19 protein-coding genes and 1 pseudogene are annotated in these 25376 nt (G+C 63.6%); 12 read left to right on the top strand and 8 right to left on the bottom strand.

The window, feature by feature from the left end:
* The 3 genes and pseudogenes from DQ405_RS03545 to DQ405_RS03535 all read left to right on the top strand — a co-directional run bounded on the left by DQ405_RS03545 (position 1) and on the right by DQ405_RS03535 (position 3551).
* Positions 1 to 1790: pseudogene (locus DQ405_RS03545) on the top strand (acyl-CoA dehydrogenase C-terminal domain-containing protein).
* Positions 1791 to 1895: 105 nt separating this feature from the next.
* Positions 1896 to 3059 carry an iron-containing alcohol dehydrogenase gene (locus DQ405_RS03540; protein ID WP_168422958.1) on the top strand — a complete coding sequence of 388 codons (1164 nt, stop codon included), beginning with the start codon at positions 1896 to 1898 and terminating at the stop codon, positions 3057 to 3059.
* Positions 3060 to 3116: 57 nt separating this feature from the next.
* Positions 3117 to 3551, top strand: a complete 435-nt coding sequence (locus DQ405_RS03535) for an acyl-CoA thioesterase (protein ID WP_045164154.1) — start codon at positions 3117 to 3119, stop codon at positions 3549 to 3551.
* A 52-nt stretch (positions 3552 to 3603) separates the two neighbouring features.
* Here the strand turns inward: DQ405_RS03535 and DQ405_RS03530 are convergent, their stop codons facing one another.
* Both DQ405_RS03530 and DQ405_RS03525 read right to left on the bottom strand, forming a co-directional pair.
* Positions 3604 to 4062, bottom strand: a complete 459-nt coding sequence (locus DQ405_RS03530) for a YMGG-like glycine zipper-containing protein (RefSeq protein WP_045164153.1) — start codon at positions 4060 to 4062, stop codon at positions 3604 to 3606.
* A 141-nt stretch (positions 4063 to 4203) separates the two neighbouring features.
* Positions 4204 to 5292: a helix-turn-helix transcriptional regulator gene (locus tag DQ405_RS03525; RefSeq protein WP_168422957.1), complete on the bottom strand. Its 1089-nt coding sequence runs from the start codon at positions 5290 to 5292 to the stop codon at positions 4204 to 4206.
* A 199-nt stretch (positions 5293 to 5491) separates the two neighbouring features.
* Between DQ405_RS03525 and DQ405_RS03520 the strand changes: the two genes are divergently transcribed.
* From DQ405_RS03520 to fdhD, 5 genes are all read left to right on the top strand, one after another.
* Positions 5492 to 5986: a formate dehydrogenase subunit gamma gene (locus DQ405_RS03520; protein WP_168422956.1), complete on the top strand. Its 495-nt coding sequence runs from the start codon at positions 5492 to 5494 to the stop codon at positions 5984 to 5986.
* A complete protein-coding gene (locus tag DQ405_RS03515; protein WP_168422955.1) occupies positions 5983 to 7554 on the top strand; it encodes a formate dehydrogenase beta subunit in 1572 nt (523 codons plus the stop codon). Before DQ405_RS03520 ends, DQ405_RS03515 begins: the two co-directional genes overlap by 4 nt.
* A 15-nt stretch (positions 7555 to 7569) precedes the next feature.
* On the top strand, positions 7570 to 10413 hold the full coding sequence (fdhF, locus tag DQ405_RS03510; protein WP_168422954.1) for a formate dehydrogenase subunit alpha: 2844 nt from the start codon (positions 7570 to 7572) through the stop codon (positions 10411 to 10413).
* A gap of 75 nt (positions 10414 to 10488) precedes the next feature.
* Positions 10489 to 10728, top strand: a complete 240-nt coding sequence (locus DQ405_RS03505; RefSeq protein ID WP_241729790.1) for a formate dehydrogenase subunit delta — start codon at positions 10489 to 10491, stop codon at positions 10726 to 10728.
* A gap of 41 nt (positions 10729 to 10769) precedes the next feature.
* A complete protein-coding gene (gene fdhD / locus DQ405_RS03500; RefSeq protein WP_168422952.1) occupies positions 10770 to 11603 on the top strand; it encodes a formate dehydrogenase accessory sulfurtransferase FdhD in 834 nt (277 codons plus the stop codon).
* 92 nt (positions 11604 to 11695) lie between these two features.
* Here fdhD and DQ405_RS03495 read toward each other — a convergent pair whose 3' ends face one another.
* Complete coding sequence (locus tag DQ405_RS03495; RefSeq protein WP_168422951.1) at positions 11696 to 13795, bottom strand: PAS domain-containing protein; 2100 nt, start codon at positions 13793 to 13795, stop codon at positions 11696 to 11698.
* Between the two features lie 206 nt (positions 13796 to 14001).
* Positions 14002 to 14682, bottom strand: a complete 681-nt coding sequence (gene yrfG, locus DQ405_RS03490; protein WP_168422950.1) for a GMP/IMP nucleotidase — start codon at positions 14680 to 14682, stop codon at positions 14002 to 14004.
* Positions 14683 to 14802: 120 nt separating this feature from the next.
* Between yrfG and nudE the strand changes: the two genes are divergently transcribed.
* The 3 genes from nudE to DQ405_RS03475 all read left to right on the top strand — a co-directional run bounded on the left by nudE (position 14803) and on the right by DQ405_RS03475 (position 19143).
* The gene (nudE, locus tag DQ405_RS03485) at positions 14803 to 15369 is read left to right on the top strand and encodes an ADP compounds hydrolase NudE (protein ID WP_168422949.1); all 567 of its coding nucleotides are present in this window, start codon (positions 14803 to 14805) and stop codon (positions 15367 to 15369) included.
* Positions 15366 to 16181 carry a 3'(2'),5'-bisphosphate nucleotidase CysQ gene (gene cysQ, locus DQ405_RS03480; protein WP_168422948.1) on the top strand — a complete coding sequence of 272 codons (816 nt, stop codon included), beginning with the start codon at positions 15366 to 15368 and terminating at the stop codon, positions 16179 to 16181. The genes nudE and cysQ overlap by 4 nt, the downstream gene beginning before the upstream one ends.
* Before the next feature lie 94 nt (positions 16182 to 16275).
* Positions 16276 to 19143, top strand: coding sequence for an ATP-binding protein (locus DQ405_RS03475; protein ID WP_342030394.1), 2868 nt, complete (start codon positions 16276 to 16278; stop codon positions 19141 to 19143).
* 13 nt (positions 19144 to 19156) lie between these two features.
* Here the strand turns inward: DQ405_RS03475 and DQ405_RS03470 are convergent, their stop codons facing one another.
* Positions 19157 to 20149, bottom strand: a complete 993-nt coding sequence (locus DQ405_RS03470; RefSeq protein WP_168422947.1) for an asparaginase — start codon at positions 20147 to 20149, stop codon at positions 19157 to 19159.
* 60 nt (positions 20150 to 20209) lie between these two features.
* Positions 20210 to 21655: an alanine/glycine:cation symporter family protein gene (locus DQ405_RS03465; protein WP_168422946.1), complete on the bottom strand. Its 1446-nt coding sequence runs from the start codon at positions 21653 to 21655 to the stop codon at positions 20210 to 20212.
* A 151-nt stretch (positions 21656 to 21806) separates the two neighbouring features.
* Between DQ405_RS03465 and DQ405_RS03460 the strand changes: the two genes are divergently transcribed.
* The gene (locus tag DQ405_RS03460; RefSeq protein ID WP_168422945.1) at positions 21807 to 22628 is read left to right on the top strand and encodes a helix-turn-helix domain-containing protein; all 822 of its coding nucleotides are present in this window, start codon (positions 21807 to 21809) and stop codon (positions 22626 to 22628) included.
* Between the two features lie 103 nt (positions 22629 to 22731).
* Here DQ405_RS03460 and DQ405_RS03455 read toward each other — a convergent pair whose 3' ends face one another.
* Together DQ405_RS03455 and aspA are read right to left on the bottom strand one after the other, a co-directional pair.
* Positions 22732 to 23490 carry a substrate-binding periplasmic protein gene (locus tag DQ405_RS03455; protein WP_168422944.1) on the bottom strand — a complete coding sequence of 253 codons (759 nt, stop codon included), beginning with the start codon at positions 23488 to 23490 and terminating at the stop codon, positions 22732 to 22734.
* 375 nt (positions 23491 to 23865) lie between these two features.
* Positions 23866 to 25290 carry an aspartate ammonia-lyase gene (gene aspA, locus DQ405_RS03450; RefSeq protein WP_168422943.1) on the bottom strand — a complete coding sequence of 475 codons (1425 nt, stop codon included), beginning with the start codon at positions 25288 to 25290 and terminating at the stop codon, positions 23866 to 23868.
* Positions 25291 to 25376 lie beyond the last annotated feature (86 nt).

Below are 25376 nucleotides of genomic sequence, written 5' to 3'. Positions count from 1 at the left end.
ATGGAATACAAGGCGCCCCTGCGTGACATGCGCTTCGTCTTGCACGAGCTGTTCGACGCCACTGGCCATTGCGAGTTGCTGGGCAACGGCCTGGATCGCGAGCTGATTGACGGCGTGCTGGAAGAAGCCGCGCGCTACACCGGCGGTGAGATCGCACCGCTCAATCGCAACAGCGACGAAGAAGGCGTGACCCTGGAAAACGGCGAGGTCCGCACGCCGCAGGGCTTCGTCGAGGCATACCGGCAGTACGTCGATAACGGCTGGGCGAGCATGACTGGGCCGACCGAGTATGGCGGCCAGGGCTTCCCGCAACTGGTGGCCTGCAATTTCCACGAGATGCTGATGGGCGCCTCGCTGTCCTTCCGCATCTACTCCGGGCTCACCGAGGGTGCGGTGCTGGCGCTGTACAAGCACGGCAGCGACGAGTTGAAGAATGCCTATCTGGAGAAGCTGGTCAGCGGCAGCTGGAGCGGCACCATGTGCCTGACCGAGCCGCAGGCCGGCACGGATCTCGCGCTGCTGCGCACCAAGGCCGAACCCCAGGCGGACGGTAGCTACAAGGTCAGCGGCAGCAAGATCTTCATCTCCGGCGGCGAGCACGACATGAGCGAGAACATCGTGCATCTAGTGCTGGCACGCCTTCCGGATGCGCGGCCGGGGTGAAGGGTATCAGTCTGCTGCTGGTGCCCAAGTTCATCGCCAATGCCGACGGTACGCCGGGCGAGCGTAACGCACTGAGCTGCGGCGCCATCGAGCACAAGATGGGCATCAAGGGTGCGGCCACCTGCGTGATGAACTTCGATGGGGCGACCGGCTGGATCGTCGGCGAGCCGAATCAGGGCCTGGCGTGCATGTTCACCATGATGAATGACGCACGTTTCCAGGTCGGCCTGCAGGGCCTGGGCATCGCCGAGCAGGCTTATCAGGGCTCGCTGGCCTATGCCCGTGAACGCCTGCAATCCCGCGGGCTGGCAGGCATCCAGCATCCGGACAAGGTCGCCGACCCGATCATCGTTCACCCGGACGTGCGGCGCATGCTGCTCACCCAGAAGACGCTGGTGGAAGGCAGCCGCATGCTGGCGGCGTACTGCGCGCGGCAGCTGGATCTGGAACACGGCCATCCCGAACCAGGCTATCGCAAGGCGGCGAGCAAGCGCGCGGCGTTGCTGATCCCGATCGTCAAAGCCTTCTTCACCGATATGGGCCAGGAGGTCGCCAGCTTGGGCGTGCAGGTCTATGGCGGGCACGGCTATATCCGTGAGTGGGGCATGGAGCAGCTGATGCGTGACAGCCGCATCACGCAGCTTTACGAGGGCACCAATGGCATCCAGGCGCTCGATTACATCCGCCGCAAGCTGCTCGGCGATGGCGGCGCGGAGCTGTCGGCGCTGCAGGCGGAGTTCAGCGAGATTTGCGACCAGCAGATCGATCGGCCGGCACTGCATGAAATGGCCAGCAAGGTGCAGGCGCGTATCGGCGAGTGGCGCGAGCTGAGCGCCGAGATAATCGCCGCGACTGGGCGTGATCCGCAGCAGATCGGTGCAGTGTCGGTGGACTTTCTGCAGTGCTCGGCCTATGTCTTGTTGGCCGGGCTGTGGCTGCAGGCGGCGGCGCGGGCGCAGGATGCGCTGGAGCAGGGCGCCGGCGAAGAGGCGTTCTATCAGGCCAAGCTGGCCAGTGCGGACTTCTATTTGCGTCGCGTCCTGCCGCGGGCGAGTGCGCATCGGGAAGCGATTCAGGGCGGAGCAGGATGTCTGATGGCGTTGCCGGAGACGGATTTCGCTTTTTGATCGGAATCGTGAAACCCATCAGCCCCGGATAGAGCAGCACCGGGATGCCTTAGGCAACCAAGCGCCTCCGCCAGGAGAGCCCAATATTCGACACAGGAGGCACCGATGCATCCGTTCAGCTTTGCCACAACCGCTCAACTGATCTGCGAACCCGGCTCGTCGCGCCGGCTGGCCGGCCTCTGCAAGGAGCGCGGCGCGGGTTCGGTGCTGGTGGTGACCGACCCCGGCATCACCCGCTTCGGCCTGCTCAACGAGGTGTTGCCTGGCTTCGAAAGTGAAGGCCTGGCAGTTGCGGTCTACGATCAGGTCATCGCCGATCCGCCAGAAAATATCGTGATGGCTGCGGTCGAGCAGGCGAAAGCATGCGGTGCCGATCTGGTCATCGGCTTCGGTGGCGGCAGCTCGATGGATGTCGCCAAGCTGGTGGCGTTGTTAGCGCATCCAGCGTGTGCGCAATCGCTGCAGGACATCTATGGCGTGGGAAACGCCAAGGGCCAGCGTCTGCCGCTAATCCAGGTGCCGACCACTGCGGGTACCGGCTCCGAGGTCACCCAGATCGCCATCATCACCACTGGCGAGACGACCAAGATGGGCGTGGTCTCGCCGTTTCTGCTGCCGGACCTGGCGCTGCTCGACGCCGACCTCACCCTCGGCCTGCCGCCAGCGGTCACCGCAGCCACCGGCATTGACGCCATGGTGCATGCCATCGAGGCCTATACCAGCGCACTGAAGAAGAACCCGATGTCCGACCTGCTGGCCCGCGAAGCGCTGCGGCTGCTGTCCGCCAATCTCGACGAGGCGGTGCACAACGGCGGTAACCGCGAGGCGCGCCAGGCGATGCTGCTCGGCGCCTGCTTGGCCGGGCAGGCGTTCGCCAACGCGCCAGTGGCGGCTGTGCATGCGCTGGCCTATCCGCTGGGCGGCAACTTCCATATCCCTCACGGGCTATCCAATGCGCTGGTGCTGCCGCAGGTACTGCGCTTCAACGTCAGCGCGGCTACCACTCACTACGGCGAACTGGCGCCGATCGTCCTCGGTGACCGGCTGCGTACGGGCGATCCCACTACCTACGCCGAACAGCTGATTGAGGAGTTCGAGCAGATGAGCGCTCGCGTCGGCCTGCCGACTCGCCTGCGCGATGCCTGTGTGCCGGAAGACATGCTGCCGCAGCTGGCCAAGGAGGCGATGCTTCAGCAGCGCCTGCTCGTCAACAATCCGCGCGAAGTGACCGAGGCCGATGCCTTGGCGATCTACCAAGCAGCATACTGAGCCGCGCGCTGCGTCGCGTTAGCGTTGCGCAGCGCTTTGCCTACTCAAGGATTTCCAATGGCTGAACAACCGCAGCACCTGCGCGCCGATTATCGCCACTTCCAGCCGATCACTACGCGCTGGCATGACAACGACATCTATGGCCACGTGAACAACGTCGTTTACTACAGCTATTTCGACAGCGCGGTGAATGCCTACCTGATCGAACGCGGTGGGCTGGATATCCATGAAGGCGAAGTGGTCGGCTTCGTGGTCAGCTCATCGTGCGACTACTTTGCATCCATCGCTTTTCCCGATGCGCTGGAAGTAGGCATGCGGGTTGGCAAGCTCGGGAACAGCTCGGTGCAGTACGAATTGGCGATCTTCAAAGTAGGTGAAGAGCAGGCCTGCGCGGCGGGGCGCTTCGTGCATGTGTTCGTGGACCGCGCCAGCAATCGGCCGACGCCGATTCCGGATGGGTTGCGCACGGCCTTGGAGGCTTTGGCGAAATAGCGGGACGAGGGCGAGGCGGGCCTGAAGGAGCGGCCCGCCCGGAACGTATGTATCAGTCGTGATGCTTGTGTTTGTGCTTCCAGTGACCCTTGGCTTTGCCTGGGTGCCCGTAGTAGCGACGATCGTCACGATAACGGCGGTCACGATGATCATCGTCATCGCCATATTCGTTGCCGAGCGCTCCACCAGCGCCACCGCCCACCGCTGCACCGATCAAGCCGCCGGTGCTGCCGCCGACTCGTTGGCCGATGACGTTGCCACCGGCGGCGCCCAGGCCGCCGCCGATGGCTGCTTCGGTGCGGCTGCGCTTGTCGGCACCGACCATACCGCCGGCTGCCCCGCCAACCCCGGCGCCGATGGTCGCGCCGGTCGATCCGCCCAACTGTTCGCCGACCACCGTGCCCAAGGCACCTCCCAGCGCGCCACCCACGGCGGCTTCGGTATTGCCCGCCAGGGCGTAGCCGCCACAGGTCAAGCCAAGCGAGAGGAGGAGCAACTGCAGAGACTTCATAGACACCTCGAGGACAGAGCCGCCTTGCGGCGAGAATTGCGCCATAGACTGGTGAGTCCGCGTCGAGTTCCCGCTTCGGTTGTTCGCTTACCAGCTTTGTGAGTTGGTTCACGATTCATCCGCCAGAGGATAGGAAGGCTCTCAGAGCAGGCTCTCGCGACTCCATTGTTCCAGCGCCTGGGTTAACGGCAGCACCTCGCCAGGACGGCTCAAGGCGTACCCGGGTAGTTGACTGATGCGCGCCTGGAATTCCGGGTTCTGCAGCACCCGTAGCAGCGCGGCCATGGCCGGTAGCTCAAGACTATCCTCGCGGCACAGCAGGCAGTAGTGCTCGCGGGCCATGGGCAGGAAGGTCAGACCGAACTGGCGTGCTGCCGCCTCGACCCCGAAGCCGACGTCGGCCATGCCGCTGGCCACGTAGGCGGCCACTGCGGCATGGGTAAATTCCTCGTTGTGGAAACCCTTGATCGCGGTGCTGTCCAGCTCGTCGCGGCGCAATAGATCTTCGAGCAGCAAACGCGTGCCCGAACCTGGCTCGCGGTTGACGAAGCGCAGCTCGCCACGCGCCAGGTCCCCCAATCCTTCGACGCCGTGCGGATTGCCGGGGGCGAGCATCAATCCCTGGGTGCGCACGACGAAGGTGATTACCCGCTGGTCGGGCCGCAGCCACGGCTGTATGCGGTTCATGCTGAGCGCGCCGAGCGGCCCGGCCGGCACATGCAGGCCGGCGACTTCGCAGTCGTGGCGATGCAAGGCGATCATCGCCTCGCTACCGCTGCGAAACTGCACCTCCCACTGCCAGCTCGGGTCGCGCTCCAGCCACTCGCGCAGCGCCGCCACGGCGAAACCGTGGCTGGCGTGAATGCGCAGGCCCGGGTTGCTGGCTTGCAGCACCCGGTTCAGTTCCAGCTCCAGCTCGCCGGCCAGGTTGTCCAGCTGAGGCGATAGCCGCGCGCGAATCCGTTGGTCGGCCCACAGCAGTTTTTCCCCCAGCGGCGCCAGACGTGCGCCCTTGCCGCGTTCCAGATCGATAAGCGGGCTGCCGAAGAAGGCCTGCCATTTGCCCAGCAGGTTCCAGGCATGGCGATAGGAATAGCCGACGCGGGCAGCGGCTTCGGTCAGCTTGCCGGTGTCGTGCACGGCCTGCAGAAGTTCCAGACCTTGGGGATCGAGGCTGCTGCCGTCGCGTTGATGAAAACGCCAACGTGGCTGGATTTCGATGCGTATCATATGCTCAAGACTTCATATTTGTTCGGCTGATTGCCCATGATAGTGTGCCGCACATGGGCGCTCTGCGGCCAAGTATAAGAACTTTTATTCATATGTGGCGATCCTTCGAACGCCACCTGGGATAAGCGCTCATCAGCCGTGATGTGTGGCGCTTGTCTCCCGACAGTACCGGTTTTAGCCGCCGGCTGGAGCATAGAACATGGCCATTCTTCCCCAGCGCTTCGCCCCCGAGCAGTGCCAGGCCGTCGCCCGTGAGGTACTGGCCGCCCACCGCGGTCGGCCAGGCGCCCTGTTACCCATCCTGCACGACATCCAGGATCGCCTCGGTGCGGTGCCGCCGGAGCTGCTGCCGATGATTGCCGAGGACCTCAGCCTGTCGCGTGCCGAAGTGCACGGGGTGGTCAGTTTCTACCACGACTTTCGCGCCACGCCGCCGGGCCGTCAGGTGCTCAAGCTGTGCCAGGCCGAGGCCTGCCGCTCGATGGGGGTCAAGGCCTTGACTGCCGAACTCGAGGAAAAGCTCGGCCTGCCGCTCGGCGAGACCCGCGAAGACGGCAGCCTCACCTTCGAGCCGGTGTATTGCCTGGGCAATTGCGCCTGCGCGCCGAACGCCATGCTCAACGGCGAGCTGCATGGCCGCGTCGATGCCGAGGGTCTGTTGGAACTGTTGGCTGAACAGGAGGTTCGCGCATGAGCGAGTCCATTACCGTTTACGTACCGCGTGACGTCACCGCGCTGAGCCTGGGTGCCGACAAGGTCGCCCAGACCATTGCCGCCGAGGCTGCGGCTCGTGGCCTCGACGTGAAGCTGGTGCGCAATGGCTCGCGTGGGCTGTTCTGGCTCGAGCCGCTGGTCGAAGTCGCCACCGCCGCCGGCCGTGTCGCCTATGGTCCGGTCAAGGCCAAGGATGTCGCCGGACTGTTCGATGCCGGGTTCCTGTCGGGCGGCGAGCATCCGCTGGGCCAGGGTCTGACCGAGGAGATCGAGTACCTCAAGCGTCAGGAACGCCTGACCTTTGCCCGCGCTGGCATCACCGACCCGTTGTCGCTGGATGACTATATCGCTCACGACGGCTATCGCGGGCTCAAGCGTGCTCTGGGCATGACGCCTGAGGCCATCGTCGCCGAGGTCACCGAGTCCGGCCTGCGCGGCCGTGGCGGCGCGGCCTTCCCCACCGGTATCAAATGGCGCACCGTGCTCGGCTGCGAGGCGGCGCAGAAGTACATCGTCTGCAACGCTGACGAAGGCGACTCGGGGACCTTCTCCGACCGCATGGTGATGGAAGACGACCCCTATGTGCTGATCGAGGGCATGACCATTGCTGGTCTGGCCGTCGGCGCCACCATGGGCTACATCTACCTGCGCTCCGAATATCCGCACGCTGAGGCAGTGCTCCTCGAAACCATCGCCCGAGCCAACGCCGCCGGCTACCTGGGGGACAACGTGCTCCGCAGCGGTAAGGCCTTCCACCTGGAGCTGCGCCGTGGCGCCGGCGCCTATATCTGTGGCGAGGAAACCGCGCTGCTGGAGAGCGTCGAAGGCAAGCGCGGCACCGTGCGGCCGAAGCCGCCGCTGCCGGCCATCGAAGGATTGTTCGGCATGCCGACGGTGATCAACAACGTGATCTCCTTGGCCTCGGTGCCGATCATCCTCGACAAGGGTGGCGCCTATTACAAGGATTACGGCATGGGCCGCTCGCTCGGCACCCTGCCGATCCAGCTGACCGGCAACATCGCGCGTGGCGGCCTGATCGAGAAGGCCTTCGGCATCACCCTGCGCGAGCTGCTATATGAATATGGTGGAGGTTCGGCCAGTGGCCGGCCGATCCGTGCGGTGCAGGTCGGCGGCCCGCTGGGTGCCTATCTGCCGGAGTCGCAGTTTGATACCCCGCTGGACTACGAGGCCTTCGCTGCCCTCGGCGCGGTGCTCGGTCACGGCGGCATCGTGGTGTTCGACGATACGGTCGACCTGGCCGAGATGGCGCGCTACGCCATGGAATTCTGCGCGGTGGAATCCTGCGGCAAATGCACGCCCTGCCGGATCGGTTCGACCCGTGGCGAGGAGCTGCTCGACCAGATCATCGTCGCCCGTTCCGAAGGGCCGCAGCCGGGCCGTATCGAGCTGCTCAAGAGCCTCTGCGACACCATGCTCGGCGCCTCGCTCTGTGCCCTCGGCGGGATGACGCCCTACCCGGTGATGAGCGCTATCAACCACTTTCCCGAGGACTTCGGGGTGTCGCCAGACACCGCCGAAGCCCGCTGATTCGGAGGCACAGACATGGCCCTGTATCGTGAACTCGACTATGGCACTCCCGCCCGCACCGGCGCCCCGGTAACGGTGGAAATCGACGGCACCGCCATCACCGTGCCGGCTGGCACGTCGGTCATGCGCGCTGCACAAGAGGCCAGCATTTCCGTGCCCAAGTTGTGCGCCAGCGACAGCCTGGAGCCGTTCGGCTCATGTCGCCTGTGTACCGTGGAAATCGAGGGCCGCCGCGGTTATCCGGCGTCCTGCACCACCCCGGTTGAGCCGGGCATGAAGGTGCGCACGCAGAGCCCGAAGCTCGCCGAGCTGCGCCGCGGCACCATGGAGCTGTATATCTCCGACCATCCGCTGGACTGCCTGACCTGCTCGGCCAACGGCAACTGCGAACTGCAGGACATGGCCGGCGTGGTCGGCCTGCGCGAGGTGCGCTACGACCCGGTGAAGACTCACCTGGCCGAGCCCAAAGACGAATCCAACCCCTATTTCACCTACGACCCATCCAAGTGCATCGTCTGCAACCGTTGCGTGCGGGCCTGTGAAGAAGTGCAGGGCACTTTCGCCCTGACGATCGACGGCCGTGGGTTCGATTCGCGAGTGGCCGCCAGCCAGGACGAAAGCTTCATCGATTCCGAGTGCGTTTCCTGTGGCGCGTGCGTGAATGCCTGCCCGACCGCCACCCTGACCGAGAAGTCGCTGATCGAGATGGGCCAGGCCGAACGCAGCGTGACCACCACCTGCGCCTATTGCGGTGTCGGCTGCTCGTTCAAGGCCGAGGTCAAGGGCAACGAAGTGGTGCGCATGGTGCCGAACAAGGACGGCCACGCCAACCACGGCCATGCCTGCGTCAAAGGCCGCTTCGCCTGGGGCTATGCCACCCACCCGGACCGCATCAAGACGCCGATGATCCGCGACAGCATCAGCGAGCCTTGGCGCTCGGTGAGCTGGGACGAGGCGATCGGTTATGCCGCCAGGCGCTTCAAGGAGATCCAGGCGCAGTACGGTCGCGACTCGGTCGGCGGGCTGACCTCCTCGCGATGCACCAACGAGGAAACCTATCTGGTGCAGAAGCTGGTGCGCGCCGCCTTCGGCAACAACAACGTCGATACCTGCGCGCGGGTCTGCCATTCGCCGACCGGCTATGGCCTCAAGGTCACTCTCGGCGAATCCGCCGGTACCCAGGACTTCGACTCGGTGCTGTCCGCCGACGTGGTGTTGGTGATCGGCGCCAACCCCACCGACGGCCATCCGGTGTTCGGCTCGCAGCTCAAGCGCCGCCTGCGTGAAGGCGCGCGGCTGATCGTCGCCGATCCGCGCGGTATCGACCTGGTGCGCAGCCCGCACATCAAGGCCGAACACCACCTGCAACTGCGCCCCGGCAGCAACGTCGCCCTGCTCAACAGCCTGGCTCACGTGATCGTCACGGAAGGGCTGGTCAATGAGGCCTTCGTCGCCGAGCGCTGCGAGGCCGAAGCCTTCGAGCAATGGCGTGCCTTCGTCAGCGAGCAGCGCAACAGCCCCGAGGCCATGCAGGAGCTGACCGGCGTGCCGGCCGCCGAGGTACGCGCAGCCGCACGCCTGTATGCCACCGGCGGCAACGCCGCGATCTACTACGGCCTGGGCGTCACCGAGCACAGCCAGGGCTCGTCCACCGTCATGGCGATCGCCAACCTGGCCATGGCCACTGGCAACATCGGTCGCCCGGGCGTTGGGGTGAATCCGCTGCGCGGACAGAACAACGTGCAGGGCTCCTGCGACATGGGCTCCTTCCCGCATGAATTGCCGGGCTACCGCCATGTCTCGGATCCGGTGGTGCGGCCGCAATTCGAGGCCGCCTGGGGCGTCAGTCTGCTCGACGAGCCGGGCCTGCGAATTCCCAACATGCTCGCCGCGGCGCACGCCGGCACCTTCAAGGGCCTCTATGTGCAGGGCGAGGACCCAGCGCAGTCCGACCCGGACACCCAGCACGTCACCGACGCGCTCAAGGCCATGGAGTGCGTGGTGGTGCAGGACCTCTTCCTCAACGAAACCGCCAAATACGCCCATGTGTTCCTGCCGGGCGCCTCTTTCCTGGAGAAGAACGGCACCTTTACCAACGCCGAGAGGCGCATTTCACCGGTGCGCAAGGTGATGCCCGCGCTGGCCGGCAAGGAAGACTGGGAAGTAACCGTGGCGCTGTCCAACGCCCTCGGCTACCCGATGAACTACACCCATCCGTCGCAGATCATGGACGAGATCGCCCGCCTGACCCCGACCTTCACTGGCGTCAGCTACGCCAAGCTCGACCGGATGGGCAGTATCCAGTGGCCGTGCAACGACGAGGCGCCGGAAGGTACGCCGATCATGCACGAGGATGCGTTCGTGCGTGGCAAGGGTCGCTTCATGGTCACCGAGTACATCCCGACCGAAGAGCGCACCTCGCGCAAGCGTCCGCTGGTGCTCACCACCGGCCGCATCCTGTCGCAGTACAACGTCGGCGCACAGACCCGGCGCACCGCCAACGGCGCTTGGCACGCCGAGGACATTCTCGAACTGCATCCAGTGGATGCCGAGGACCGTGGGATCAACGATGGCGACTGGGTCGGCATCAACAGCCGTGCCGGCGAGACGGTGATGCGCGCCAAGGTCACCGAGCGCATGCAGCCGGGTGTGGTCTACACCACCTTCCACCACCCGGAATCCGGCGCCAACGTGATCACCACCGACAACTCGGACTGGGCCACCAACTGTCCCGAGTACAAGGTGACTGCGGTACAGGTGCACAAGGTCGAGGTGCCGTCGAAGTGGCAGCAGGAGTTCGAGGCCTTCACCCGCGAGCAGGTCGAATTCTTGCCGCGTATCCAGGTTACCCAGCTGTGAAACCCGCCGGCGGGCCAGTGCGGCTCGCCAGTGGCTCCTGTTTTCTCTTCAGCGCATCGAGGTGTGCAGATGGGCATGAATGCCACGCAACTGATCAAAATGGCCAACCAGATCGGTGCCTTCTTCGCTTCCCAACCCGATCCCGCCCAGGCGCGCAACGAGTTCGCTCAGCATCTCAGGCGCCAGTGGGATCCGCAGATGCGCACGGCGCTCTACGCTCACCTGGACGCCAACGCAGGCGAAGGGCTTAGCGAATTCGCCCTGCAATCACTGACGGGCCTGCGTGAGCAGATCGAACCGCAGGTGCATGCCTAAGTCGAATATCCTTACAGGACCGCTGCCAGGATTTCGCTAACATGCCTCGTCTTGTCCCTCTTAGCACCGACGCCTCGTCCGTCGCCAACCCGGCGCCGGAGGCCTACGCCTATGTCGAGCTGGACGACGCCGCGCATATGGGCGACGCGGTGCTGGCCGAGGAGTGCGCCCTGGCCATCGCCTACAACGGCATCAGCCATGCGGTGATGATGGTCTCGCCCAGTGCCCTGGAGGACTTCGTCGTCGGCTTCAGCCTGAGCGGCGCGCTTGTCGAAAGCGTGGATGAAATCTACGACATCCAGCTCAGCCGTCGCGGCGAGGCGTTCAGCGCCGAGGTGCAGATCGGTAATCGTGCGTTCTGGGCGCTCAAGCAACAGCGCCGCAGTCTCGCTGGCACCAGCGGTTGCGGTCTGTGCGGCGTGGAGGCGATCGAGCAGGCGTTGCCGCAACTGACCACGCTGACGCCCAGCCCGTTGCCGCCGGCCGCGCATCTGCATGACCTGCGCGCGCGGATCAACGATGCGCAGCGCCTGGCGCGGCAGAGCGGTGCATTGCATGCCGCGCTGTACGTCGACGAGCACGGCGAAATCGTGCTGTGCCGCGAAGACATCGGCCGGCACAACGCGCTGGACAAGCTGATCGGCGCGCTGCGCCGCGAACGTCGTGATAGCCGCAAAGGCTTCGCCGTGGTCACCAGCCGCTGCAGCCTGGAGCTGATCCACAAGGCCGTGCGCGCCGGTTTCGCCAGTCTGGTCAGCCTCTCGGCACCGACCGACCTCTGCGTGCGCTGGGCGCGCCAGCACCATCTCAATCTGATCCATCTGCCGCACCACAGCGCGCCGCGGGCCTACAGCCCCTGCGATAACGCCAGATAGCGAAATCCCCCGCGAACGCCTCGGGGTCCCTGGTACCGGCCCGTTGGCGCACGGCGAACAGGTGGGCAACGCCGAAAACGCGCGGCGCTGCGCTACCAGTCGCTTGTCAGCATGTTGCGTACCCGGTTGGCCAGATGGTCGATGGAGAACGGCTTGCTGACCATGTCCATGCCGGTATCGAGAAAGCCGCTGCTGGCGGCCTGCTCGGCGTAACCGGTCATGAACAACACTTTCAATCCGGGGCGTTGCTGGCGGGCGATGTCGGCCAGCTGGCGACCGTTCATGCCCGGCAAACCGACGTCTGAGATCAGCAGGTCGATGTGCTCGTTGCTTTCCAGAATCTTCACGGCGGCGTTGCCCTCGGCAGCCTCCAGCGCGTGATAGCCGAGCATGCCCAGCACGTCCAAAACCAGTAGGCGCACGGCGGGGTCATCCTCTACCACCAGAACGGTTTCGCCCTGCAGCGCCTGCGGGACCCTCTCATCATGAGTGGCGGCCGCTGGTGGCAACGGCGCTTCATGATGCGCTGGCAGATAGAGGGTCACCTCGGTGCCGTTGCCGGGTTCGCTGCGGATCTGCACATGGCCCCCGGCCTGGCGCGCAAAGCCGTAGATCATCGACAGCCCGAGCCCGGTGCCCTGGCCGATGGGTTTGGTAGTGAAGAAGGGCTCGAAGGCGGCCGCCAGAACCTTGGGCGTCATGCCGCAACCGCTGTCGATCACGCTGAGGCTGACGTAGCGTCCCGGTGCCAGTTCGCCTATCTCGGCTTGACGCTGCAATTGCACATTGGCGGTGGCGATATACAGGCTGCCGCCGTCGGGCATGGCATCGCGGGCATTGATCACCAGATTGAGAAGGGCGCTTTCCAGCTGGTTCTCGTCACTGCTGGCCGGCCACAGGTCCGGCTCCAGCAGGGCATCGACCAGGATATGGCTGCCGAGAGTGCGCACCATCAGATCGCGCATCGATTCGACCAGCGCATTCAGGTCGACCCGCTTAAGATTCAACGGCTGACGCCGGGCGAAGGCCAGCAGCCGGTGGGTCAGCGCGGCGGCGCGGTTGGCCGAGCTTACCGCGGCATCGATGAAGCGCTGGGTTTCGCCATGGCGGCCGGAGCGGTTGTAGCGCTGGATCAGATCCAGCCCGCCGATGATGCCGGTCAGCATGTTGTTGAAGTCATGGGCGATGCCACCGGTGAGCTGGCCGACGGCTTCCATCTTCTGCGCCTGGCGCAGCGCTTCCTGTGCCTGCTCGCGGCTGGCCATCTCGGTGACCAGCCGCTCGTAGACTTCTGCCAACGCCTCGGTGCGTTCCTGTACGCGCATTTCCAGCGTCTCGTTGAGCTCTCGCAGCGACTGCTCGGCGCGCCAGCGCTCGGTGACATCCTGCGCCAGAACAAAAAAGCCCAGAACCTGACCCTCGCTGTCGCGGCGTGGCAGATAATGCATCGAAGCCTGGCGCAGCTGGCCGTCCCGATGCGGCATGGACGCTTCGAAGAGAACCTCTTTGCCGGCAAGGGCATCCTTGATCTGCGGCCGGCGAACGTTATAAGCCTGCTCGCCAATCACCTCTGGCAAATGCTTGCCATAGAGGTATTCAGGCGTCTGACCAAACCACTTTTCATAATGGCGATTGTTGAAACGATAGCGTTCGTCCCGATCGACATAACCGATGAGCACCGGTAATGCGTCGGTGATCATTCGGATCTCCGCTTCGCTTCGGCGCAGTGCTTCTTCCTCGCTATGGCGCAGGCACAGCAGTTGCCCGCCAATCGTCTGGCCGTCGCGGATCGGGCTTAGGGCCAGATCGGCCCAGCTGGCCGGACGGCCGGTTGCACTATCCTCTGGCAGGCGATGGTGGCGCAGCAGGCAGGGCTGGCTGCGGTCGCCGGTCTGGCTGGCGATAAGCTCTGGCCAGACAGCTTCCCAGGTGATCGCCACCGGCGCGCCCAGCGCTGCAGGATGGCGATCGCCAATCAACGCAGCATGGGCGTCGTTGTATAGCTGCACACCAGTCTCGCCCCAGAGCACGCACATGGGCAGCGGCGCGTCGAGCAGGGTGTCGAGCAGGATCCGCAGCGAGGCGGGCCAGCCTTCGGTCGGGCCCAGAGGCGTTGCGTTCCACTCGTGGGCGCGGATCCGCCCGCTCATTTCATTGGTACCGGCTGGCCAAGGCCTTGAGTTTACTGCCATAGGTCGTCCATCGATGCGCGGCGGGCCGTTGGCGCCAGTCGTCGCGCTTATACGGCATCGTTTGCCTGGTGAGGCGCAGCCAGCAGCCTGGCCTCGTTGTTTGTTATGTCATTCGGACGCATCGCCATTCTAGTCGCCCTTCCAAGCGGCTAATGGCTTATAGGCGACCTCGGTCGTGCGCAATTAAGCCGGCGCCGCGTCCATGTTCAGGCGGCAAAGCCCTGCAGGCTACGAACCAGCTCAAGATAATCATCCACGGCGAGGAATTCTTCGGTGTTCTTTTGCCCGCGACGGCTGTCTGGTTCGCTGATGGCCAGTAGATGCGCAACGCCGAAGTCGCGCGCGCTGCGCAATACCGGCAGGCTATCGTCAATGAATAATGAAGTGGCCGGATCGAAATCCAGATCCGCCTTCAGGGCGTACCAGAACTGTGCCTGCTCCTTGGGAAAGCCATAATCGTGGGAGCTGATCAGTCGATCGAACCAGGGCGCCAGTTCGATGCGTTCCAGCTTCAGAGACAACGAATCGCGATGGGCGTTGGTGATCAGCACCACGCGCTTGCCGGTATCGCGCAGGGCCGCAAGAAATTCATCGGCTGCCGGCCGCAGGGCGATCAGATCGACGATCTCGCGCTTCATCTCGCGGATCGGCAGGTTCAGCTCGCGGGTCCAGAAGTCCAGGCAGTACCAAGTGAGTTTGCCTTCGTGCTCGTTGAACAGCGGCGCCAGTTCCAGTTCCGCCATAGCGCGGCTGATGCCGTGCAGCTCGGCATAGCGCTGGGGTAGGAGTTCGAGCCAGAAATGGTTATCGAAGTGCAGGTCCAGCAAGGTGCCGTCCATGTCCAACAGGACGGTGTCGATTTCAGGCCAGGGCAGTGAAGCGATCATGATGGGCTCTTCTTCGGCAATTGACCCCATGGTGCGACAGTGGTCGGTTCGATGCAAAGCGTTCACGGCTCACACGAAAAGGCGGGTTATGATTGCGGCTCGCGTTTCAAGGATATCCCCATGCGCCAGAAACCTACCGTGCTTGCCCGTGAGATCGTTGCCACCAGCCGTCTGTTCCGTGTCGAGGAGCTGCAGCTGCGGTTTTCCAACGGTGTCGAGCGCACCTACGAACGGCTGGTCGGAAAGGGCTCCGGCTATGGCGCGGTGATGATCGTTGCGCTGGAGGACGACGGCAGGGCGCTGCTGATCGAGGAATATTGCGGTGGCACCGACACCTACGAGCTGTCGTTACCCAAGGGGCTGATCGAGCCGGGTGAGGATGTGCTCGATGCGGCCAACCGCGAGCTGAAGGAAGAAGCCGGTTTCGGCGCGCGCAAGCTGGAGCTGCTGACCGAACTGTCCCTCTCCCCTGGTTATATGAGCCAGAAGATTCAGGTCGTGTTGGCCCGCGATCTCTATCCCGAGCAGTTGCCGGGCGATGAACCCGAGCCGATGCGCGTCGATCGGGTCGATTTGCGAGAGCTGTCCAGCCTGATTCAGAACCCGCAGTTCAGCGAAGGGCGGGCCTTGGCGGCGTTGTACCTGGCGCGGGATCTGCTGACCGAGCGGGGGGAGTTCGGCCAATGAGCCATCCATATCTGACTCGGGTCATCGATCTCGTTCGCGACGCAGGGCAGGCGATCCTGCCACACTGGCGCAGTGGTGTGGAGGTGCTGGAAAAAGCCGATGCCTCACCGGTTACCGCTGCCGACATGGCAGCCCATCATCTACTGGCTGACGGCCTGCGTGCGCTGGATGCCAGCATCCCGGTGCTGTCCGAGGAGGACTGCGACCTGAATCTCGCCGAACGTGCCGGCTGGACGCGCTGGTGGCTGGTCGATCCCCTTGACGGCACCAAGGAGTTCATTGCCGGCAGCGAGGAGTTCACTGTCAACGTGGCGCTGATCGAGCGAGGCCGGGTGCTGTTCGGAGTGGTTGGCATCCCGGCCAATGGCCGCTGCTATTACGGTGGCGCCGGGCTCGGCGCCTGGCGGGCCGAAGCCGACGGAACGACGCAGCCGTTACGGGTGCGTCAGCAACCGGCCGAGCGATTCACCGTGGTTGCCAGCCGCCGTCACTCCAGTGAGGCCCAGGAGCGCTTGCTTGAAGGCTTGCGCCAGCGTTTCGGCGAGCTGGTGTTGGCCAATATCGGCAGTTCCTTGAAACTGTGCCTGCTGGCCGAAGGTGCCGCCGATTGTTATCCACGCCTTGCGCCGACCTCGCAATGGGATACCGCGGCGGCCCAGGGTGTGCTTGAGGGTGCCGGCGGCGAGGTGCTGGATATCAGCGGTGCTACGTTGACCTACGAAGCGCGCGAAAGTTATCTGAACCCGTTCTTCCTGGCGTTGCCGCAGGGCGTGGACTGGCGAGCAGACCTGATCGAACTGGCGAATCGCTGAGACGGGTGGTATTGCTAGCGTTTTCTACACGGGCGGAAACCGGTTGCGGTGGCGCGGCGACCTGCCGCTTGAATCGGCTCGCTGGAGCAGCGTTGTGTCATTGAAAACCCCTACCGGGATACGCCAATGGATCTGGCGTGCATTCGTGCAGAGCGCGCTGATTCCGCTGGTGCTGGTCGAAGTGGTACTGATCGCAGTCTATCTGCTGACCAATAACGCCATTCGTGATGCGCAGATCGAGCATCTGCGCGAGACGGCGCTCGCTGAGCTGCAGACGACGGTCGGCCGCGAAGCGAGGATCATCAGCCAGCAATTGCAGCAGGTCGCGAGTGCCACGACGCTGTTTCGCAATTTCACTCTCCGCGCGCTTGAAGACGATAGCGCTGAGCCGCTTCCGCAGCTGCGGCTTGATCCCGGCGGGGTTCGCTACAGCCCCCATGATGAAGGCGGCGCGGCAAGCTTTTACTCGGCCGCCACCGCCCGTGAACTGCAGGATCTTGCGAAGGTTGCGCGCTTGCGCCGTCTCGATCCGCTGATGAAGGAGCTGCACGCGGGCAATCCGCTGATCGCCAGCCTCTATTTCAACAGCTGGGACAGCTACAACCATATCTATCCCTGGTTCAACACCGCGGAGCAGTATCCGCCGAATATGGACATCCCCAGCTACAACTTCTATTACATGGCCAGCTCCTGGCACAACCCGGCGCGGCGGGTGGTGTGGACCGACGTCTACCTGGATCCGGCCGGGCACGGCTGGATGATGTCGGCCATCGCGCCGGTGTATCGCGATGACTTTCTGGAAGGGGTCAGCGGCATCGACATTACCGTTGGCGGCATCCTGCAACAGATCGGTCAGTTGCGGGTGCCCTGGGATGGCTATGCCATGTTGATCAGCCGCGACCTCAATATCATGGCGTTGCCCGAGGCGGGCGAGACCCAGTTCGGCCTCGATGAACTGTCCGAGCACTCGTACGAGGAAGCCATCCGCCAGGAGATCGTCAAGCCCGAGGACTTCCGCCTCGGCCGCCGCCCGGAAACCCGAAAGCTGGCGCAAACCATCGCGACGCAGGCAGTTGGCGTGCAGCGAGTGAGCCTCAATGGCCGCCAGCAGCTGGTGGCCTGGGCCACGGTGGAGCAGACCGGTTGGCATCTGCTGACGGTGGTGGACGAAGCCGAAGTGTTCGACAAGACCAATACCCTGGCCAACCGCTACCAGCAGATCGGCTATCTCTTGATCGCCGGCCTGTTCCTGTTCTACCTGCTGTTCTTCGCGTACATGTGGCTGCGTGCGCGGCGGCTTAGTCAATCGCTGATTTCGCCGATCGCCAGTATTTCGCAGATGATGGGACAGATCGGCCAGGGTCAGTGGCGGCCGCAGCCGGTCTCCTCCGATATCCGGGAACTCGATGATCTGGCGCAGCACACTCGGGCGATTGGCGCCCAGCTGGAGCTCAGTGAGGCGCAGCGGTCACAGACGCAGAACCGCCTCGAGCTGGTACTGGAGAGCGCGACCGAAAGTCTCTGGGAAAATGACATGCGCAGCGCCACGCTGCAGTTTCGCGGGCGACTTCCTGTGCGCTTCGGGCTACCCTCGGCACAGCTCAGTGAAACGCAGTTCCTGCAGCGCATTCATCCGCGTGATCTGCCGCGTGTGCGGGCCGAGCGGGCACGTATGCAGACGGGCGAAACGATGCGCTATGAATGCGAGTTTCGCTTTGCCGACGCACTCGGCGAATACCATTGGTTGCTCAGCCGCGGCCGGGTACTCGAGCGTGATCCGCGCACCGGCGAGGCCACGCTGCTGGCAGGTACCCATGTCGACATCGATGCGATCAAGCGGGTCGAAGAGGACCTGCGCCATGCCACGCAGCAGGCGCAGGCGGCCAACGAGGCCAAGACCCATCTGATTTCCAGCGTCAGCCACGAACTGCGCACTCCGCTCAACGCAATCCTCGGTTTCGCCCAGCTGATGCGGATGGACTGCTCACCTGAAGCCGACCCCGAGGCGGCCGACTACCTCGACGAGATTCTGCTGGCCAGCCGGCACTTGAACCAGCTGCTCGGTGACATTCTCGATTGGTCGAGCCTGCAGGCAGAGCGGCCACGCCTTGAGCTCAAGCGGGTCGAGGTCACGGCGCTGATGCGCGAATGCGCAGAGCTGGTGACACTCGAGGTTCAACGCCATGAGCTGCAACTGGAACTCGACCTGCCGGCGGCCCCCATCGAGGTGCTGGCCGAGCCGCGGCGTTTGCGTCAGGTGCTGCTCAATCTGCTATCGAATGCGATCAAGTACAACAAACCATCCGGGAAGATTCTGCTTGGCGTCGAAACAGTCGCCGGCCAGGTGCGTCTACTGGTCGAAGACAGTGGGCTGGGCGTCGACAAGGCATTGCAGGCACAGCTGTTCGAGCCTTTCCAGCGCCTTGGGCGTGAGAATTCGAACATTCAGGGTGCGGGCATCGGGCTGTCGCTGAGCCTGGAATATGCCAAGTTGATGCGCGGCAGTATCGGCGTGGAGAGCGAGCTCGGTACCGGCAGTCTGTTCTGGGTCGCCCTGCCGGTTCTCGAACCACAACCGGAGCTACCGGTCCACGAGCGGCCGCGAATTGTCTATGTCGAAGATGATCCTGCGAGTCAGTTGCTGGTGCGCAGGGCGTTGGCGGACATGGCAGAAGTCAGCGTGATCGATAATGGCAGGGCGGCGCTGGAACACCTACTCACCGATCCACCCGAACTGCTGTTACTGGACCTTAACCTGCCTGGACTGAAGGGCGACGAACTGCTGTCGCTGCTGCGTCAGGCGCCGGCCACGCGGAATCTGGCGGTCATCGTACTGACCGCGGCCATCGAAACAGGCAACGAGATGGACTGCCTGGCTCGTCTGACCAAACCTGTGGACCTCGATGAGCTGCGCCGACAGGTCCGTGCCTGCCTGCAGGCGCTGGATCTGAAGCCGAGCTGAACGGCCGGTGAGGCTAAGCGGCGCGCTCGCCGCAGAGATCGAGGGCGAACCAGTGTTCCACTTCCGCTTGCGACAAGCCGGCACCGAGCAGGGCGAACAGCTTCCCGAGCGCTGCCTCGCGGGTCATGCCGCCGCCGGAAATCAGTCCGCTGGCGGCCAGCTTGCTGCCGGCTGCGTAGATATCGAACTCTACGTGACCCTGCGGGCATTGGCTGATCGCGGCCAGCACCACGCCTCGCGCGTGCGCCTCCTTCAACACCGCCAGCAACTCGGCATCGTCGGCTGGTCCCGTGCCGCTGCCGTAACATTCGAGCAGCAGGCCCTGCACGCCGCTGGCAAGCAGGGCGCGCAGCTGCGATGCCTGCATGCCCGGATACAGCGGCAATACCGCCAGGTTGACCGGCCGGCGAGGCTGGCGATAGTCGAGCGCAGACGGAATTTTCGGCGCACGCTCGCTCCGGCGCAGACGCGGCGAAATGCCGAACGCATCAAGGGTGGCGGTACCCAGCTTGCTGGCCCGGACGCCCGGCATCAGCTTGCCGCTGAAATACAGATGGACCCCAGGCTCGACACCGGCATGTAGCGCCTGCATCGCGCCGAACAGATTGTCCCAGGCATCGCTGCCCGATACGCCGGCCGGCAGCATCGCGCCCGTCAGTATCACCGGCACCTCGAAGCCGAGCAGCAGGAAGCTCAGGGCGGCGGCGCTGTAGGCCAGGGTATCGGTGCCGTGCAGCACAAGAATGCCATCGCAGTGATGCTGCTCGACGCCGGCACGGATGGCCTCGACCATGGCCAGCCAGTTGGTCTGGTTCATGTTGGCGCTGTCGATCGGCGGCAGCAGCTCGCGGAACTGCCAATCAGGAAGGGTCAGCGGTGGTTGCTGATTCTGCTGCTCGCGCAGCCTGCCGGCGAAGCCGGAGGCAGGCATCAGGCCCTCACTGCTCTGCTGCATGCCGATGGTGCCGCCGGTATACAGCACCAGAATGTTTCTGGAAGCCGGCATCGCTATCTCCTATATGAAACAGGGGCCTGTGCGGCCCCTGTCATGTACGTTCGCGAACGTTTAAAGCTGATGTGCCTGAGACGCAGCGACCGTGCCGTCAGCAGTTTTTTCAGCGGTGCCCCTGGCCGGCCAGACATTCGGGTCCAGCTCCAGATCGGCAAACTGTTTCGGGTCGAATACTGGCGACTCTACACCCGCCTCACGCTGGCTGTCATAGTCTCGCATCAGGCGCAGACCGACTTTGAACAGCAGCGCCAAGGCGACCAGGTTGCAGATCGCCAGCAGGCCCATGGTGACGTCGGCGAACGCGAACACCGTGCCCAGGTCCTGTACCGAACCCCACATTACCAAGGCAACCACCAGTAGCCGATAGGCCATTACCGGCCAGCGCTTGACGGTGAAGAAGCCCAGGGCGTTCTCGCCGAGATAATAGTTATAGATCAGCGTGGTGAACACGAACAGCAGCAACGCGAGGCTGATGAATACCCGGCCCCATTCGCCGACGACGGCGGCCACGGCGGTTTGAGTCAACACGACACCGGCCATCTCGCTGCCCGGTTCGAAGACGCCGGAGAGGATGATGATCAGCGCGGTACAGCTGCATAGCACGATGGTGTCGATGAACACGCTGAGCGACTGCACGATGCCCTGCGCCACCGGATGCTTGACTTCGGCCACCGCCGCCACGTTAGGCGCGCTACCGAGGCCGGCTTCGTTGGAAAACAGACCGCGCTTGACGCCCATGATGATCGCTGCGCCGATGCCACCCGCGAAGGCGGGCTCCAGCCCGAAGGCGGCGCTGAAAATGGTCCCGAAGGCTTCCGGGATTTGCCCGGCGTTGCTGCCGATGACGAAGACCGCCATAGCAATGTAGGCAAAAGCCATGACGGGTACCAGCACATCGGCGAACTTGGCGATGCGTTTGATCCCGCCGAAGATGATCAATCCGATCACCACCATCAATGCAATGCCGCTCACGAAGGTGGGCACGCCGAACGTGTCGTTCAACGAGCTGGCGACGGTGTAGGACTGCACCGCGTTGAAGCCGAAACCAAAGGTCACCAGTAGCAGCAGCGAAACCACGATGCCCAGCCAACGCTGGCCCAGTCCGTGCTGAATGTAGAATGCAGGGCCGCCGCGGTAGCCACCGTCTGGCTCACGACGCTTGTACAGCTGCGCCAGCGAGCACTCGAAGTAACTGGTGGCCATGCCGACCAGCGCCACGACCCACATCCAGAAGATCGCGCCCGGACCGCCGAGCATGATCGCTACCGAAACCCCTGCAATGTTGCCGGCGCCCACGCGGCCGGCGACGCTGAGCATCAGCGCCTGGAAGGAACTGAGCTGACCCGGCTGGCGTTTGAAGGCTTCGCCGAAGATGCCAAACATGCTGCCGAAGTAGCGAAACTGGACGAAGCGCGAGGCGATGGTGAAGTACAGGCCAAGGCCTATCAGCATCATGATGAGCAGCTTGCTCCAGATGAGATCGTTGAGAAGATCGAGCATGGTGGAAAGTCTCTCTTGTTGTTTTTGACGAATGAAGTGACGCAGGGCGGGAATGGTTGGCCAGATGCGGCGCTCGCGCAATTACGCGGGTCGCGGCAACATGGCGCGAGTTGATGCTAGAATCGCGCCGCTCGCATCACTGGGATCGACCATGCAGGACCATCTAGGGACCAACCTCAAGCTGCTCTGCAGTCACTACCGCTCAATCGCCGAAGTCTGCCGCAAGGTCGGCATCAACCGCGCACAGTTCAACAAGTACCTCAATGGGCAGAGCCGCCCCACCGCGCACAACCTCAAGCGCATCTGCGATTTTTTCGGCGTCGAGGGTTATGAGTTGGGGCTGCCTAGCGACCAGTTCGGCCAATTGATCGGTTTGCGACGGCACGACCAGGAGCGCATCGCTGCCAGCGATCCGCTCCTGGAGTTGTTCCAACCGATGCGCGACAACGCCAACAGCCTGGCCCGGTATTGCGGGTACTACCTCGAATACGCCAATTGCATGTCGGTGCCGGGGCAGATACTGCTGTCGCTGGTTCATTTGCGCGAGGACCGCGGCAGCTATGTATTCGAGCGGCAGGAGCGTCAGGAGCAGTCGCGCCCCGACAATCCCAAGCAGGAGGACGGTGTGGTGCGCTGCCGCTATCTCGGTGCCGCCTTCTACCTGCAGGATCGCCTGTTTCTCATCGATTACGAATCGCTGACCGGCAACGAGATGAGCCAGACCATCCTCATTCCCAGCTTCAAGAGCCGAATCAGCCGCCTCAACGGCCTGAAGACCGGTGTCTCCAGTGGCGATCGACGCACCCCGGCCTGTACCCGTGTGGTCTGGGAATATCTGGGTAGCGAGATCAATCGAGTCAACGCCTACCGCCAGGTCATGCTCTATGGCCTGGACGATCCACGGATCGAACCGGAGATTCGGGAGCGGCTGGCATCTGTGCAAATACGCGATGGGTTGTTCGAGATCGAGTAATTGCGGAGCCGTTCCAATGGTTGGCTATCGGGCCGGCGAAGCCGGGGAAGGAATGCGGTTCGGGCTGTGATGGCGCCTCGCGCCATCGCGCTATCGGTGCGGCTCAGCAGAGCTCGGGGTGTTTGACGCAGCTGCCGTAACCTTCGGTCTTCATTTCGTCCAGCGCCTGCTGCAAGCGTGTGACCACTTCGTCAGGGGTGTCTTTGTTCAGCGCCAGATACAGCGGTGCGGAGTTGAATACCAGCACGGTGTTGAGACCGCTCACGCCTTTCTGCTTGGCGTAATAGCGCCAGACCGGATCGGACGTGGCCCAGAGGTCGATTCGACCGCTGAGTAATTTCTGCAGATTCTCCTGATCGCGCAACGCATTGACGGGTGTCAGCCCCTGCGCCTCGATGCGCTGGCTTACCGCGCTGCTTTTGTAGGCACCGATGGTGTAACCCTTGGCTTGAGCCAGGCTGGTCAGCTTGAGGTCCGTGCCGGGCGCCGAGAGCAGCACGCTTTCATATTGCGCGATGGGGCCGACCCACTTGAACAATGGCCGGCGCTCATCGGTCATCGAGGTGGAAAACAGGCCGTGGTCAGGTAGCTCCAGCGTCGACTGATAGATACGATCCCAGGGGAAGCGCAGCGTCATTGAGTAGGCAATCTCGGCGCGCTTGAACATCTCGCGAACGGTGGTCGCGCTGATGCCCTGGATGTGTTCTTCCCGGGCGAAATTCTTGCCGCCATCGGCCATGTTGAACGGCGGAAAATTCTCGGTCTGCAAGACTACTTCATACCCCTTCGGCAACTCGGCATGGACGAGCGGCGCACCAAGGAGCGAGCTGAATAACAGGGTAGTGGCGAGTAGTTTTTGCATGAGACCTCCGTGAAATCGGCGGAGTCTACGCAAGGGCGCACAGCTGATTCTTGTACCGGGTCACGCTTTGATCGTATGCCAGGCACCGCTGGTGAGGGGCGGCGCACCCGAGTTGCTGGAGCCGCGCTGAGCGACCCATATCGAGATGCGATCGATTCCTGCAATCAACGCTCAGCCTTCGAGCTTCAGCCGGCTGCGGTGAGCACCAGGCCCGGCATAACCAACCCAGCACCAGGACCGCGCGGCGCAGGCAGGCGCTGGGACGTGTTGAGCGTGGTGCTCTGATTCACGTCTATAGAAAAGGCAAGCATAGGCGGCGGCTTGCTAGAAGGGCGCCCGTCAGCGGGCGCCTTGTGACTGGGTGAGGTGGCTGGGTCAGGCCTTCAGCGGCACCAGGCGCGGGGCGATCATATTTTCCGGGCGCAGGATGTCGTCGAGGGTGGCGTCATCCAGCAGCTGTTCCTCGCGCACCAGCTCCAGCACGCCGCGACCGCTGAGCAAGGCCTGCCCGGCGATGCGGGTGGCATTCTCATAGCCGATGTAGGGGTTCAGTGCGGTGATCAGGCCGATGGAGTTTTCCATCAACCGACGGCAGTGGTCCTCGTTGGCGGTGATGCCGACGATGCAGTGCTCGCGCAGCATGTCCATGGCGCGCTGCAGCAAACGGATCGAATCGAACAGCTTGAAGGCGATCAGCGGCTCCATGACGTTGAGCTGCAGCTGACCGGCCTCGGCGGCAATGGTCAGCGATAGATCGTTGCCGATCACTTCGAAGGCTACCTGATTGACCGCTTCGGGGATCACCGGGTTGACCTTGCCCGGCATGATCGAACTTCCGGGTTGACGCGCTGGCAGATTGATCTCGTTAATCCCGGTGCGCGGGCCGCTGGAAAGCAGGCGCAGATCGTTGCAGATCTTCGACAGCTTGACCGCCAGGCGCTTGAGCATGCTGGAAAAGGTGACGAAGGCGCCCATGTCCGACGTGGCTTCGATGAGGTCGGCGGCGGGTTTCAGCGGATGACCGCTGATGGTCGCCAAACGCTGAACGGCCAGGGCTTGATAGTTCGGGTCGGCGTTAATGCCGGTACCGATGGCCGTTCCGCCGAGGTTGACCTCGACCAGCAGTTGCGGCGCGATCAGGCGCAAATGCTCAAGGTCTTCGCCAAGGGTGGTGGCGAACGCTCGGAATTCCTGGCCGAGCGTCATCGGTACTGCGTCCTGCAGCTGGGTGCGACCCATCTTGAGAATATGCGCGAACTCAGCAGACTTGCCGGCGAAGGCCTGCACCAGACTGTCGAGGCTGGCCAGCAACGTGTCGTGGCCGAGTAGCAGGCCCAGGCGAATGGCGGTGGGGTAGGCGTCGTTGGTGGACTGCGCCATGTTCACGTCATTGTTCGGGTGCAAATGGCGGTACTCGCCCTTGGCGTGACCCATGTACTCAAGCGCCAGGTTGGCGATGACCTCGTTGGCATTCATGTTGGTCGAAGTGCCTGCGCCGCCCTGGATCATGTCGACGACGAACTGGTCGTGATGCTCGCCACGGATCAGGTGCGCACAAGCCTGGCTGATCGCCAGGTGCTTGGCATCGCTGAGATGCCCGAGCTCGCGGTTGGCGTCCGCTGCCGCCTGTTTGACCATCGCCAGCGCGACCACCAGTTTGGGGTAGTGGGCCAGCGGTACGCCCGACAGGCGGAAGTTGTGCACGGCGCGCAGGGTCTGGATGCCGTAATAGGCGTCAGCGGGTACTTCGAGGGAGCCAAGCAGATCTTTTTCGACGCGGAAGGATGCAGCGGAGGACATGATTGTTCTCATCCGAGAGAAGTGCGGCACTTGCCGCGAAGGCCTATAGAATAAGGCGTCGGGCGGATTTTCCACCAATGCCGTTA

This window comes from Pseudomonas sp. SST3 (assembly GCF_003325755.1).
Note: the sequence above shows the minus strand (reverse complement) of the source record. Positions and strands in the feature narration are given on the sequence as shown.

Coding starts and splice junctions, on each gene's coding strand:
- DQ405_RS03540 (WP_168422958.1), top strand. CDS start 1,896: ATGCATCCGTTCAGCTTTGCCACAACCGCTCAACTGATCTGCGAACCC.
- DQ405_RS03535 (WP_045164154.1), top strand. CDS start 3,117: ATGGCTGAACAACCGCAGCACCTGCGCGCCGATTATCGCCACTTCCAG.
- DQ405_RS03530 (WP_045164153.1), bottom strand. CDS start 4,062: ATGAAGTCTCTGCAGTTGCTCCTCCTCTCGCTTGGCTTGACCTGTGGC.
- DQ405_RS03525 (WP_168422957.1), bottom strand. CDS start 5,292: ATGATACGCATCGAAATCCAGCCACGTTGGCGTTTTCATCAACGCGAC.
- DQ405_RS03520 (WP_168422956.1), top strand. CDS start 5,492: ATGGCCATTCTTCCCCAGCGCTTCGCCCCCGAGCAGTGCCAGGCCGTC.
- DQ405_RS03515 (WP_168422955.1), top strand. CDS start 5,983: ATGAGCGAGTCCATTACCGTTTACGTACCGCGTGACGTCACCGCGCTG.
- fdhF (WP_168422954.1), top strand. CDS start 7,570: ATGGCCCTGTATCGTGAACTCGACTATGGCACTCCCGCCCGCACCGGC.
- DQ405_RS03505 (WP_241729790.1), top strand. CDS start 10,489: ATGAATGCCACGCAACTGATCAAAATGGCCAACCAGATCGGTGCCTTC.
- fdhD (WP_168422952.1), top strand. CDS start 10,770: ATGCCTCGTCTTGTCCCTCTTAGCACCGACGCCTCGTCCGTCGCCAAC.
- DQ405_RS03495 (WP_168422951.1), bottom strand. CDS start 13,795: ATGGCAGTAAACTCAAGGCCTTGGCCAGCCGGTACCAATGAAATGAGC.
- yrfG (WP_168422950.1), bottom strand. CDS start 14,682: ATGATCGCTTCACTGCCCTGGCCTGAAATCGACACCGTCCTGTTGGAC.
- nudE (WP_168422949.1), top strand. CDS start 14,803: ATGCGCCAGAAACCTACCGTGCTTGCCCGTGAGATCGTTGCCACCAGC.
- cysQ (WP_168422948.1), top strand. CDS start 15,366: ATGAGCCATCCATATCTGACTCGGGTCATCGATCTCGTTCGCGACGCA.
- DQ405_RS03470 (WP_168422947.1), bottom strand. CDS start 20,149: ATGCCGGCTTCCAGAAACATTCTGGTGCTGTATACCGGCGGCACCATC.
- DQ405_RS03465 (WP_168422946.1), bottom strand. CDS start 21,655: ATGCTCGATCTTCTCAACGATCTCATCTGGAGCAAGCTGCTCATCATG.
- DQ405_RS03460 (WP_168422945.1), top strand. CDS start 21,807: ATGCAGGACCATCTAGGGACCAACCTCAAGCTGCTCTGCAGTCACTAC.
- DQ405_RS03455 (WP_168422944.1), bottom strand. CDS start 23,490: ATGCAAAAACTACTCGCCACTACCCTGTTATTCAGCTCGCTCCTTGGT.
- aspA (WP_168422943.1), bottom strand. CDS start 25,290: ATGTCCTCCGCTGCATCCTTCCGCGTCGAAAAAGATCTGCTTGGCTCC.